General features: G+C 48.7%; 14 protein-coding genes. All 14 read left to right on the top strand.

The features are described 5' to 3' along the window. The first annotated feature begins 90 nt into the window (after window positions 1-90). Complete coding sequence (locus H0Z23_RS07530) at window positions 91-1,209, top strand: aminotransferase class I/II-fold pyridoxal phosphate-dependent enzyme (protein ID WP_296868806.1); 1,119 nt, start codon at window positions 91-93, stop codon at window positions 1,207-1,209. A gap of 160 nt (window positions 1,210-1,369) precedes the next feature. Beyond that, window positions 1,370-1,723, top strand: coding sequence for an aspartate 1-decarboxylase (gene panD / locus H0Z23_RS07525; protein ID WP_296868804.1), 354 nt, complete (start codon window positions 1,370-1,372; stop codon window positions 1,721-1,723). Window positions 1,724-1,756: 33 nt separating this feature from the next. Beyond that, window positions 1,757-2,989 carry a PocR ligand-binding domain-containing protein gene (locus tag H0Z23_RS07520; protein ID WP_296868802.1) on the top strand — a complete coding sequence of 411 codons (1,233 nt, stop codon included), beginning with the start codon at window positions 1,757-1,759 and terminating at the stop codon, window positions 2,987-2,989. Then, window positions 2,986-4,590, top strand: a complete 1,605-nt coding sequence (locus H0Z23_RS07515) for a helix-turn-helix domain-containing protein (RefSeq protein WP_296868770.1) — start codon at window positions 2,986-2,988, stop codon at window positions 4,588-4,590. The genes H0Z23_RS07520 and H0Z23_RS07515 overlap by 4 nt, the downstream gene beginning before the upstream one ends. A 162-nt stretch (window positions 4,591-4,752) precedes the next feature. After that, complete coding sequence (locus tag H0Z23_RS07510; RefSeq protein WP_366928885.1) at window positions 4,753-5,094, top strand: BMC domain-containing protein; 342 nt, start codon at window positions 4,753-4,755, stop codon at window positions 5,092-5,094. Then, entirely contained in the window at window positions 5,091-5,546 is a 456-nt protein-coding gene (locus H0Z23_RS07505; RefSeq protein WP_296868764.1) for a EutP/PduV family microcompartment system protein, read from the top strand. Before H0Z23_RS07510 ends, H0Z23_RS07505 begins: the two co-directional genes overlap by 4 nt. Before the next feature lies 1 nt (window position 5,547). Further along, window positions 5,548-5,826: a BMC domain-containing protein gene (locus H0Z23_RS07500; RefSeq protein WP_014162363.1), complete on the top strand. Its 279-nt coding sequence runs from the start codon at window positions 5,548-5,550 to the stop codon at window positions 5,824-5,826. A gap of 44 nt (window positions 5,827-5,870) precedes the next feature. Then, window positions 5,871-6,677, top strand: a complete 807-nt coding sequence (gene pduB, locus H0Z23_RS07495; RefSeq protein ID WP_296868758.1) for a propanediol utilization microcompartment protein PduB — start codon at window positions 5,871-5,873, stop codon at window positions 6,675-6,677. 37 nt (window positions 6,678-6,714) lie between these two features. Continuing rightward, window positions 6,715-8,388: a propanediol/glycerol family dehydratase large subunit gene (locus H0Z23_RS07490; protein ID WP_296868755.1), complete on the top strand. Its 1,674-nt coding sequence runs from the start codon at window positions 6,715-6,717 to the stop codon at window positions 8,386-8,388. 13 nt (window positions 8,389-8,401) lie between these two features. Then, window positions 8,402-9,070 (top strand): propanediol/glycerol family dehydratase medium subunit, encoded by a 669-nt coding sequence (locus H0Z23_RS07485; protein ID WP_296868753.1) that lies wholly within the window; start codon window positions 8,402-8,404, stop codon window positions 9,068-9,070. A gap of 13 nt (window positions 9,071-9,083) precedes the next feature. Further along, on the top strand, window positions 9,084-9,614 hold the full coding sequence (locus H0Z23_RS07480) for a diol dehydratase small subunit (protein WP_296868749.1): 531 nt from the start codon (window positions 9,084-9,086) through the stop codon (window positions 9,612-9,614). 24 nt (window positions 9,615-9,638) lie between these two features. Continuing rightward, window positions 9,639-11,483 (top strand): diol dehydratase reactivase subunit alpha, encoded by a 1,845-nt coding sequence (locus H0Z23_RS07475; protein ID WP_296868747.1) that lies wholly within the window; start codon window positions 9,639-9,641, stop codon window positions 11,481-11,483. 46 nt (window positions 11,484-11,529) lie between these two features. After that, a complete protein-coding gene (locus H0Z23_RS07470; protein ID WP_296868744.1) occupies window positions 11,530-12,045 on the top strand; it encodes a glycerol dehydratase reactivase beta/small subunit family protein in 516 nt (171 codons plus the stop codon). Window positions 12,046-12,047: 2 nt separating this feature from the next. Further along, a partial coding sequence (locus H0Z23_RS07465; RefSeq protein ID WP_296868742.1) for a BMC domain-containing protein occupies window positions 12,048-12,403 on the top strand: 356 nt, incomplete at its 3' end.

The raw sequence follows: 12,403 nt of genomic DNA, 5'->3' as shown, positions 1-12,403 counted from the left end.
ATATTTAAAATAATATGCAAAAATTCACTGTGTTATTATAATGATAGTGTTTTGAGCAAAATAGAAAGACACAAAATGGGAGGAGTGCTTATGAAGTACGTTCGCATGGCCATTGAGAAAGAGTCGCCGGAACAGTTGGGATACGACAAGATAAAATACAACCTTACGGAAAGCTCCATACGCGACCGATCTTTGAGTGATTTTGGGGTAGTTGTAGAGGACATGTTGCTGCCTTACGGCGATCACTTTGGGAAGGAAGAGCTGAGGGAGGTTATTGCGGCCCAGTGGGGCAAGCCTTTAACAGCAGAGAATATCCTGGTTACCTCAGGGGCTGCCGGAGCGCTTTTCATAATAGCAACTAGCCTTTTGGAAAAAGGCGATCACATAGTGGTGGTGCGCCCTAACTACGCCACCAACATTGAAACGCCCCGGGCGATAGGGTGTGATATTTCATATGTGGATTTAACCTTCGAAGAGGGGTTTAGGGTGGATGTGGAGAAAGTAGAGTCTTTCATGAACGATCGCACTAAGCTCATTAGTTTCACTTCCCCCCACAACCCCACGGGCACAGTCTTAAGAGAAGAAGAGCTGAAAGTCCTTGTGGATCTTGCAGAGCGCAGGGGATGCTGGTTGTTGTTGGATGAAACATACAGGGAACTTGCTTATGGCAAGCAGACTTCTCCGGCTGCAACATTGAGTGACAGGGCGATAAGCGTATCTTCCATGTCGAAGAGCTACGGCATTCCTGGAATAAGGATAGGTTGGCTAGCTACTCAGGACCCTGAGCTTTATGAACTTTTCCTTTCTGCAAAGGAACAAATAGGCATATGTGGGAGTGTGGTGGACGAAGAGATAGCTTTTCAGGTGTTGAAAAACAAAGACACATGGATGCCCCAGATACTCGAATATAACAAAAAGGCGTTCAATACTATGAAAAAATGGATAGAATCCGAAGAAGCCATGGAATGGGTAGAGCCTGAAGGTGGAGTGGTGTGTTTCCCCAGGATAAAGCCATCTCTTCCTGTTGATATAGACCTTTTCTATGATAGGCTCAACAATGAATATGGCACTTACGTGGGGCCAGGCCACTGGTTTGAGATGCCGAGAAACTACATGCGCATTGGCTATGCGTGGCCTTTGCCGGAGGAGCTGGAAAAGGGCCTTGAAGGCATTTCTTTGGCGATAAAAGATAGCCTAAAAGCTAGATAGCGCCCCCTCTGAAACCAATAAAACCGCTGCCTGGACCTGAACTGCCAGGGGCGGTTTTTTGCATGGTGGCAAATTTATGGTTGTTTAAGTACAATATGCAGGTGTTTTTCAGGTATTGAAAAATGGATTTTTTAAAAAAATTTGTTGGGGGTATGTAGTCTTGACTAGGAAGATGTTAAAGTCGAAGATACACAGGGCCACTGTAACAGAGGCGGACCTGAATTACGAAGGAAGTATAACCATCGACGAGTCCTTGATGGAGATGGCAGATATACTGGAATTCGAGCAGGTTAACGTATGGAACATCAACGCAGGCACCAGGTTTACCACCTATGCCATGAGGGGAGAGCGTGGCAGTGGGATTATATGCGTAAATGGCGCCGCGGCGAGGCTCGTTTCCGTTGGGGACTTGGTGATAATAGCAAGCTGGAAAGACGTAAGCGACGAGGAGGCAAGATTGCACGAGCCGAAGATAGTATTCGTGGACGAAAATAACAGGCCAAAAGAGTCATAGGGAGCGAGTGCCCTTTTGTGAAGGGACTTCATAATGGATGGAGCAGGGATGTACAGAGAGGGAACTTTAGAGTGGTGGAAGTACGTTGTAGATGTCGATGCCCTTGAGGGGATCGTAGAGAATTTTGCTGTGTCCAATAACTATGCTGCCATATTGACCACGCCAGAAGGAACACCTGTCACAAAACCCTGTAATTTCTCAAATTTCTGTAAAATAATAAGATCCATAGATGGGGGAGAAAGGTGCCGCAAGAGTGATGCGGAAGGTGGCAGAAAGGCCATAACCTCTGGAGATGTGAAGATATATACCTGCCATGCCGGGCTGATAGACATGGCAGTTCCCATAATGCTGAGCGAGGATAAGACCGTTGGCATATTGCTCATGGGGCAGGTGAAGCTTAGAGAATACACCCGCAAGGAAGTCCAAGAGCTGGCTGATAGGTTTTGGCATTTTGACTATAAGGAACGAGAGAGACTAATAGAAAGTTTCCTTAAGATACCTGTTGTAGATGAAGAACAGCTTAGAAGAAGCGCCATGCTCTTGAAGCTCGTAGCTTCCCACATAGTAACTATATGCGAGAAACACTTGTCTGAGAGAAAGTTCCTGGAAAAAGGGATAACCATCATGAAGAGAAAAGTAAACAAGGAAGCCCTTGAGAGGAACTTAAAACAGGCCCAGGTCAGATCTTTGCAAAACAAGTTAAACCCCCACTTTATCTTTAACACCCTGAACGTAATCTCCCGTTTGGCCATGTTTGAGGGGGCCAAGCAGACTCAGGAGCTGACGATAAAATTTGCCGAGTATTTGCGGTATGTCTTAGGAAAGCAAAAACGTGGGAATTTCGTCATGCTAAAAGACGAGCTGGATTGTGCCAAGTGTTTTTTGGATATATACAAGTCCAGGTTTGGGGAGAGGCTCTCCTTTGAGATAGATGCAGAGCCCGAGACGTTAAACGTCTTTGTCCCGTTCATGCTTTTGCAGCCAGTGGTGGAAAATGCCGTGGTTCATGGCGTGGAGCCTTCCGTAAGGCCTGCTTGTGTGGCTATAAAAAGTTGTATAAAGGGCGACTATTTATATCTAACCGTAAAGGACGACGGGGTAGGGTGTGACACAGAAAAGCTCAAAAAGGGGCTTGGGCTCAGTAACTTAGAGGAAAAGGTAAGGCTATACTTCAGGGAGAAGGCGAACATAGCCTTCAAAAGCAGCCCAAACGAAGGGACAGAGGTTCAGATAGTAATCCCTATAGTCAGGGAAGGGGAAAGATGACATCCAAAAAACTCAGCAAGTACAAGCTTTTGATAGTGGAAGACGAACCAATAGAGAGCAAGGCTGTAAGGTTTGTGTTGGAAAAAGCCTTTGGTAGCATGTTTGAGGTCAAGGATGCCAACGATATTTTTTCTTTCGAAGAAATGGCGCTCAACTGGCTACCGGAGATCGTTCTGTTGGATATTCGCGTTCCGGGAGGTAATGGGTTATCCCAGCTTAAGAAGTTGAGGGAAGAGGGTTTTAATGGAGAGGTCATAGTCACTACTGCTTACGATGTCTTTGAGTATGCCAAGGAAGCGGTGGAGCTAGGTGTGAGCTCTTTTTTGGTCAAGCCTGTTTCGGACAGCAAGCTTGTAGAGGCGATAAAGAGCGTCGTCAAAACCATAGAAGATAAAAAGCAAGCTTTTGCTGAGAGCGACAAGATAAAGGATTTCGTTTCAAGGAATAAAGGTATTTTCGTATATGCAGCCCTGCAGGATCTAGTCAAATACAACAGGCTTGACAAAGATACAGAGATGGTCTTCTCTGTCCTCAAGCTGCCTCCAGTTAACCCTTGTGTGATTTTAGGTGTAGCGTGTTTCAGCAGTTTCGACCCTGCAGGAGGCAGTTTAATTCATTTTTGGAGAGAGTTGGAAGGGGTGTTTGAGGACGGAGTTGTGGTACCGTGGGGAGATTTTTGCTTCTTAGTGATGGTTCCTGTACTGCAAGGAAGGGAAAACGTATCCTTTGAAGATATGGGGTTGAAGCTCCTTGGGCATCTTTCCTCTAGAGGCCTTAAATCTAATGTCATATGTGGTGGATACATTGCCGATTTACGCAAGATGCCGAAAGTTATATCCCAGCTGGAGGAGATCGTAGAGGAGAGCATTTTTAAAGGATTCGGCCAGATTATATTGTGTGACGATTCTGCGGAGAAGAAAGATCATGAAACCGATCCATTAGTCCTCGAAAGTGCTGGGAGCAAGTCTTTCAACTATCTAGTAGATGGCTTTCTTAAAAACGACAGCAAGCTGGTTGCCGATAGCATAGAGACTATAAATTCTTTTATAGGGGAAATTGCGCTGAAGAATCTCGGGATGGCCAAGATGGTCGCTTTGGGAATCTTGGGACAGCTTCTAAGGTTGTTTATAGAGTTAAAGTGCGATTTTTCCATGATGAGGGAGTGGGCGAATAAGCAAATTTTAAATTTTCTTGGCGCTTCCAACCCTAAAGATCTGGGCAAGGCGTTTTCTCAGGCAATATTGAGTTCCTGGACGATCAGGAATAGCGCGGCGGATGAGTCGGCTATCATAGTGCAGCAGGTTCTGTCCTACATAAGGTCCCATTATGAGGACGTCACACTGCAAAGTGCCGCCGACTATGCCAACGTTAGCCCCTCATATTTGAGCAGGCTCTTTAAGAAGACCCTTAACAAGAGGTTCATAGATGTGGTAAAAGAGGAAAAAATAGAAAGGGCAAAAGTATTGCTTTCTCAGGGCCTTTCTGTCAGGGATACTGCTTTGATGGTAGGATATGGAAACATAAATTACTTCAGCATCCTTTTCAAGCAGCTTACCGGCGAAAGCCCCTCGGAGTACGCTAAAAGGCACTCTTCTAAATAAACTAGTCAAAAAAACAAAGATTTTAAGCAAAAAAACGAGTGCTAGGCACATCAAAATTTTCTCTTTCCTTCCTTTCTTAATTGGTCAAAAAAATAAGGCCCTCTTTAATTGAAGCCTTCCTTCCGTTGCGGGAACATAAGCGTTGGGAGGAGAGGGGGTGCTTTGGTGGAGGAGAAAGCCAGGGTAATTCAAGAATATGTTCCTGGCAAGCAGATTACGCTTGCCCATGTCATAAGGAACCCTCGCAAAGAGCTGTGCGAGAAGATAGGGATTGATCATCAAGGGGCGGTAGGCATCCTCACCATTACCCCTGGCGAAGGATCAATTATAGCCGCGGATATCGCCTCCAAGTCAGCCTCGGTGCGAGTAGAGTTCGTCGATCGCTTTACGGGTTGTCTTTTGATCAGTGGCGATGTCTCTTCTGTCGAAAGTTCCCTCCGAAGTATTGTGGCCTTTTTCGGGTCGAAGCTTCTTTTTTCTTCTACAGAGGTGACTTTCTCATGACCAGGAGAGTAATGGTTGTGGGAAGAACTGGCGTAGGGAAGACCACTCTTTTGCAGAAGCTGGGGCTTTTAAGTTCTACAGTGAAGAAAACAGAAAGTGTGGAGTACGCCCCCCAGTTCATAGACACTCCCGGTGAATTTATGGAAATGTCCCGATTTTATCATGCCCTCATCACTTCCTCCACTAAGGCCGATGCCATCGTGCTAGTAGTCGATGCTTCCAATCCTGGACAGTTATCTCCAGGCATATCCAAGGCTTTTGCTGCCCCTGTTTTGGGGTGCGTTAACAAGATAGACCTTTTAGATAGCAATTATGAAGGAAAAGTTGATTATGCCCGGAAAAAATTGTTGGAAGCTGGGGTTGAGGAGGTGTATGCCGTATCTGCCAAAGAAGGGACAGGAGTAAGGGAACTTAAGGCAAGAATAGAAGAAATTTTATGGAGGTGCGCATGATATGAACGGTGAAGCTTTGGGTTTGATTGAGACCAGAGGTTTGGTTGGTTGCATCGAGGCTGCAGATGCCATGGTGAAAGCCGCAAACGTGAGGCTGGTTGGCTACGAGAAGATCGGTTCTGGTTACGTCACAGTGATGGTCAGGGGGGATGTTGGAGCTGTAAAAGCCGCTGTTGATGCAGGGCTTGCTGCAGCCAAGAAGGTTGGGGAAGTTGTTTCTGTACATGTAATCCCAAGGCCGCACTCTGACACGGAAAAGATCCTTCCCAAGTTGGACTAATTGCATTCTTGAGCATTTGAGCTTTAGAAAAGGGGGTTCGGGGAATGGACCAGGAATTGATGGGAAAAGTGATGGAAGAAGTAATGAAGAGGCTTTCCAGTGCAGGGGAGCCTGAGAAAAAAGAGGAGCAAAAGCCAGTTGCATGTTCCGAGGCGTTACAAGCGGCTGGAGTTACAGAGTTTGTCGGCACAGCTATAGGTGACACCATTGGGCTTGTGATAGCCAACCTTGAAAGCCGCATTCTTGAGAAGCTTGGTTGGGATCCGAAATACAGGTCCATAGGGATTATCTCCGACCGCGTAGGTGCTGGTCCTCAGATAATGGCTGCTGATGAGGCGGTTAAAGCCACCAACACCGAAGTGGTGTTATTGGAGCTTCCAAGAGATACCAAAGGAGGAGCTGGCCACGGCTGTTTAATCCTCCTTGGCGCAGAAGATGTTTCCGATGCCCGCAGGGCTGTAGAAGTAGCCCTTAAAGACCTTGAGAGGACTTTTGGCGACGTTTATGCCAACGATGCTGGGCACCTGGAGTTTCAGTATACCGCCAGGGCGAGCTACGCATGCAATAAGGCTTTTGGAGCTCCCCTTGGTAAGGCTTTCGGCCTTATCGTAGGTGCTCCTGCCGGAATAGGTGTAGTCATGACCGATGCAGCTTTGAAGGCTGCAGAGGTAGATATGCTCTTCTACAGCACGCCCACCAACGGCAACACCTATACCAATGAGGCCGTAATGGGCATCACCGGTGATTCGGGGGCTGTAAGGCAGTCATTGATCGCGGCCCGCGAAGTGGGACTCAAGTTGTTAGGAGCATTTGGTGAGCCTCCCAAATCTTCTACCAAACCATACATCTAAGGCCATAGAAGCTTTGGCTATTGGGAGGTGAGTGTAAATGGTGGAGAAGAAAAGAAGCAAGCGTTTCCAAACCTTAGAGGACAGACCGGTCCACAAGGATGGGTTTATAGGGGAGTGGATAGAAACTGGTTTGATCGCGATGGGAAGCCCCAACGACCCTAAACCCTCCGTCAAGGTTAGTGGCGGAAAAATAGTGGAAATGGATGGCAAAAGGCGAGAAGACTTTGACATGATAGACCAGTTCATAGCCGATTACGCCATAGATGTCTCCATAACAGAAGAGGCCATGTCCAAGTCTGATGTAGAACTTGCAAGAATGCTCGTCGATATAAACACTCCAGCTGAAGAGGTAAGAAAAATTTTTGGAGGGCTGACGCCTGCGAAACTAGCAGCAGTTGTGGATAAGTTGAATATAGTTGAGATAATGATGGCCATGCAGAAGATGCGGGTCAGGCAGACGCCGAAGAATCAGGCTCACGTCACTAGCGCTACAGACAACCCCGTCATGTTGGCTTGCGACGCTGCAGAAGCAGCTTACAGAGGGTTTGCTGAGATAGAGACCACAGTTGCCGTGTTTAAGTACGGCCCTCTTAATGCTCTATCTTTGTTGGTGGGGTCTCAGGTTGGCCGCCCTGGAGTGTTGACTCAGGACGCTCTGGAAGAATCCTTTGAGCTTGAGATAGGCATGAGAGGTCTTACGGCCTACGCGGAAACCGTCTCTGTCTATGGTACGGAGGGCGTATTTGTAGATGGCGATGATACGCCGTGGTCAAAGGCCTTTTTGGCTTCGTGCTACGCCAGCAGAGGCATAAAGATGAGGTTCACCAGCGGGACAGGAAGTGAAGTCCAGATGGGAGCCGCAGAGGGCAAGAGCATGCTCTACTTGGAAGCCCGCTGTATCCTTATCACTAAAGGTGCGGGAGTCCAAGGGTTACAGAATGGTTCTATCTCTGTCATAGGTGTTCCAGGAGCTGTCCCAAGTGGCCTTCGGGCTGTAGCTGCGGAGAACCTTTTGACGATGGCTATGGGCATGGAGGTTGCTTCTGGCAACGACCAAACCTTCTCACACTCTGACCTGCGCCGTACAGCAAGGACTATACCCCAGCTTTTCCCGGGAACGGACCTTATCTTCTCGGGATATTCTGCTGTTCCCAATTGCGACAACATGTTTGCTGGGTCCAACTGGGACATAGAGGACATAGACGATTACCTTGCCTTGCAGCGAGATTTCAAGGTAGACGGTGGAGTCCGCCCTGTGTTGGAGGAAGACGTCATTGCGGTAAGGAACAAGGCAGCAAGGGCACTTCAGGCTGTTTACGAGGAACTTGGATTTCCCCCGATCACGGATGAAGAAGTGGAAGCAGCCACTTATGCCAACACCAGTAAGGATGTTCCACCGAGGAATATTCCAGAGGACGTGAAAGCCGCTGACAGGATCATGAAAGAGGGAATAACCGGCGTGGACGTTATAAAGGCATTGGTTAAACGCGGCTACAGGGATGTAGCAGAGGCCATTTTGATGATGATGAAGCAGCGCATCTCTGGTGACTATCTCCAGACCTCTGCATGGATCGATGAAAGCGGTTACGTCTGGAGCGCGATCAATGATCCTAACACTTACCAAGGGCCTATGACAGGCTATCAGATGAGCCCTGAGCGTTGGGAAGAGATAAAGGATGTTCCTTGGGCGATAAGGGCAGAGGACGTTTAAAGGGGGTGAAACTATGGTTTCTCTGAATGAAGAAGTTATTCGCAAGGTCATAGCTGAAGTTTTAGCTGAAATGGTTCCTTCCTCTGAAACAGGGAAAAAGGCAGAAAGCGCTTCGGTGCCTAAAGCTGCTTCGTCCATGAAACTTGTGGAGAAAGGCGAGGCTGAAAAGAGCTCTGACCCGAGAGATGTGGCCATTGGCATCTCTCCTGGGTTTGGGGTTGGTTTCAACGAGACTATAGTTGGCACCCCTCATTCTGAAGTATTAAGGCAGCTTATGGCGGGAATAGAGGAAGAGGGGCTGAAACCAAGGGTGGTAAGGGTGTCACATACATGTGATGTAGCTTTCATAGGCAAAAAAGCAGCGGAGCTTTCCGGATCTGGCATAGGTATAGGGGTGCTCTCTAGAGGAACGACAGTTATTCACCAGAAAGACCTGTCTCCCCTTCAAAACCTGGAGCTATTCCCTCAGTCGCCGCTTTTGGATCCGGAGACATTTCGTGCTATAGGTCGCAACGCTGCAAAGTATGCCAAAGGCGAGAGTCCAGTGCCTGTTCCCACCAAGAACGACCCTATGGCGAGGCCTCGCTACCAAGGTTTGGCAGCCCTTCTACACAACAAGGAGATGCGGTTTGTCGATCCTAAAAAAGGCCCGGTAGAAATTGAAGTTGCCTTTGATAGATGAGGGGGTGCTAGGAATGGCTATGGAATTGAATGAGCAGCTCATAGCGGAACTTGTAAGAAAGACCCTGAAAGAGGTCATGGGATCGGCTAATACTCCTGTAGATGCAGCCCCGAGGGGGGGAGAAAGCAAAAACCACCTGAAGGTAGAAGATTATCCTGTCGCTTCTAAGAGGCCAGAGCTTCTTAAGACGCCTACAGGCAAAGCCCTTGAGGACGTCAATTTGGACAACCTCATGAGCGGCAAGGTGGGCTTTGAAGATTTGCGCATCACTCCTGAGGCTTTGGAATATCAGGCCCAGATTGCTGAAGCTGCTGGCAAGGCGCAGGTGGCTATGAACCTGAGAAGGTCTGCGGAGCTTATAAAGGTTCCCGACAAGAAGTTGCTGGAGATATATAACGCCCTGAGGCCTCGCAGATCTACCAAGCAGGAACTTTTAGATATAGCTGATGAGCTGGAGAGCCAGTACAACGCAGTGGTTAACGCCAAGATGATAAGGGAAGCTGCGGACGTATATGAGCGTAGGGGGCTTCTAAAGAGCGCCTAATTAAGAACTAGCTAAGGAGGGGTTATGGTGCCCATAGTGGCTGGCATTGACATAGGAAACTCAACCACGGAGGTTGCTTTGGGTAAGGTGGAAAATGGCCAGGTGGAATTTTTGTCTTCCTCTTTGTATCAGACCACTGGCCTTAAGGGGACAACCCAGAATGTAAGGGGTGTAAAGATGGCCCTAGGGTTGGCCCTGGAGAAGATAGGCTTTGGCAGGGAAGATTTTTCCAAGATAGATGTGATCTGCATAAATGAAGCCGCCCCTGTCATAGGCGATGTGGCCATGGAGAACATAAGTGAGACTATAGTGACCGAGTCCACTATGATAGGCCATAACCCCTCAACGCCAGGTGGCGTAGGAGTAGGGAAAGGCAGGACTGTTCATATTAATGATCTGTTGGATGTGGAGCGAGGTTCCCCTGTTATAGTGGTGATTCCCTCCAACTGGGACTATGAAGCTGCGTCAGAGGCAATAAACAGTGCGATAGAAAAGGGAATTTCAGTAGAGGGTGCCATATGCCAGGGGGACGATGGAGTCCTCATAGCCAACCGCATCAGCAAGGTCATGCCCATAGTAGACGAGGTAATGTCCATAGAAAAGGTCCCTCTGGGCATGTTTGCCTGTGTAGAAGTAGCTCCGCCTGGGAGGGTCATAGAGGTGCTGTCTAACCCTTATGGTATAGCTACTATTTTTTCCCTTTCGCCTGAGGAGACCAAGCATGTCGTTCCCGTGGCCAGGGCCCTGATAGGTAATCGTTCCGCGGTGGTCATAAAGACGCCCTCCGGGGAGGTTAAGGAAAGGCGAATACCTGCCGGGGAGCTTTACATTGATGGGGCTTCAGGAAGGAGAACCGTCAATGTGGAAAGCGGTGCGGAGGCCATAATGAAGGCTTTGGTAGAGAGCCAGCCTATCAAGAACATATTTGGCCAACCTGGCACTAATGTGGGAGGAATGATGGAGAGGGTAAGGAGGACCATGTCCAACCTTACAGGGCTTCCAGTGTCGGATATCCATATAAAGGATCTTTTGGCGGTTGACACCTTGGTTCCCCAGAAAGTTGTAGGTGGGATAGCCGGCGAGTTCTCCCAGGAACATGGGGTGGCCCTCGCTGTGATGGTGGAAACCGAGAAGCTGCCCATGAGCCAGTTGGCTGAAGCGATTTCCCAGGAGACGGGTGTGAGGGTCATGATTGGTGGAGTCGAGGCAGAGATGGCCGTAAGGGGAGCCCTTACTACCCCAGGAACAAAAAAGCCACTGGCTATTTTGGATTTGGGAGCTGGGAGCACAGATGCCTCTTTGATGAAAGAAAACGGTGATATTGACCTAATCCACCTTGCAGGCGCGGGGAATATGGTCAACACCATAATAGCCAGTGAGCTGGGCATAGAGAGCATGGAGCTGGCAGAGTCCATAAAGCGTTATCCATTATGTAAGGTCGAAAGTCCCTTCCACATCCGGCAGGAGGATGGAAGGGTGCGGTTTTTCGATAACCCCTTATCGCCCAACCTTTTTGGAAAGAATGCCCTTGTCGTGGAAGACGACATACTGATGCCTCTAGAACTGGATATTCCTGTGGAGAGGATAAGGGAAATAAGGCGTAGGGCCAAAAGGGAAGTATTTGTTGCCAATTCCATGAGGGCACTTGAGAGGGTCTCTCCGGCGGGCAACGTGAGGCTTTTGGATTACGTTGTCCTTGTTGGAGGATCCGCTTTAGACTTTGAAATCCCGTCCATGATAACCGACGCCCTTTCCAGGTTTGGCGTAGTGGCTGGCCAGGGGAACATAAGGGGAACTGAGGGGCCCCGTAATGCGGTGGCCACGGGATTGGTGCTGGGTTTTGCCAGTAAGGGGCTGCCAGTGAAATGACTGAGCGAAGTGCGGAGGGGCTAGAAGGATGAACAAGCGCTGTCCCATGGAGCTTAAGGATATACAAGAAAACAGGCCAGTTGTAGTTCTTTTGCTGTCAGATTCGTGCCCTGACGAATGGGTGAGGCACATAGGCGCCGGCTGTGAAGAAGAGGGAGTGCCTATTGCATGGGGCAGGAGGGCGGATGGTAGGGCTTCCTCTCTGGCCAAAGAAGCCGCTGTTCTTTCCAGGCTGGAAGTTGGGATAGGGCTGGACAGGACGGAAAGCGCTGTAACTGTGTTTTCTCTTTCGGAGCATCCCCCATACGTTACCGCATTTCACGGTGGGGACCCACTGATTTTGAGGTGGCTGGGGCACAATGCTTCCAGGCTCGTGAAGAGGGAGCCGCTGTTGGATAGAGAGGAATTTTTGAAGAAAAGGAAAGTGCCTAAGGGCCTTTCGAGGGAATTGCAAAGCGCCACACTGAAACTGGCTAAAGCGGGCGAGGAACCTTACGAGGAATTGGTTAATAAGATAGTTGCGTACGTGATGGAAGGATTAGGGAACGTTAGGGGTGGGTAGTAATGAGTGATTCTCATGCAGCAGTTGGGTTCATAGAGACAGTAGGCTTGGCTGCAGCTATAGAGGCGGCGGATGCAGCGTGCAAGACGGCAAATATAAAGCTCGTAGGAAGGGAAAATTCCAGAGGCAGCGGGATGATAACCATAAAGATAAAGGGGGATGTTTCGGCTGTTAAGAGTGCTCTTTTATCTGCCCACGCTGCAGCCTCGAAGGTGAACAAGGTGGTTTCGGTCTCCATTATACCCAGGCCTGGTGCGGCTTTAGAGCCTGTCATGGTTTACAACAAGGAGACGCTGTTTGCTGAAAGCCACAAGAAGGCCGAAGGCGAGAGAAAGAAGGAAGCAAAGCCCCAAAAAGA

Source organism: Thermovirga sp. (genome assembly GCF_017656375.1).
Classification (GTDB): Bacteria; Synergistota; Synergistia; order Synergistales; family Thermovirgaceae; genus Thermovirga.
Note: the sequence above shows the minus strand (reverse complement) of the source record. Positions and strands in the feature narration are given on the sequence as shown.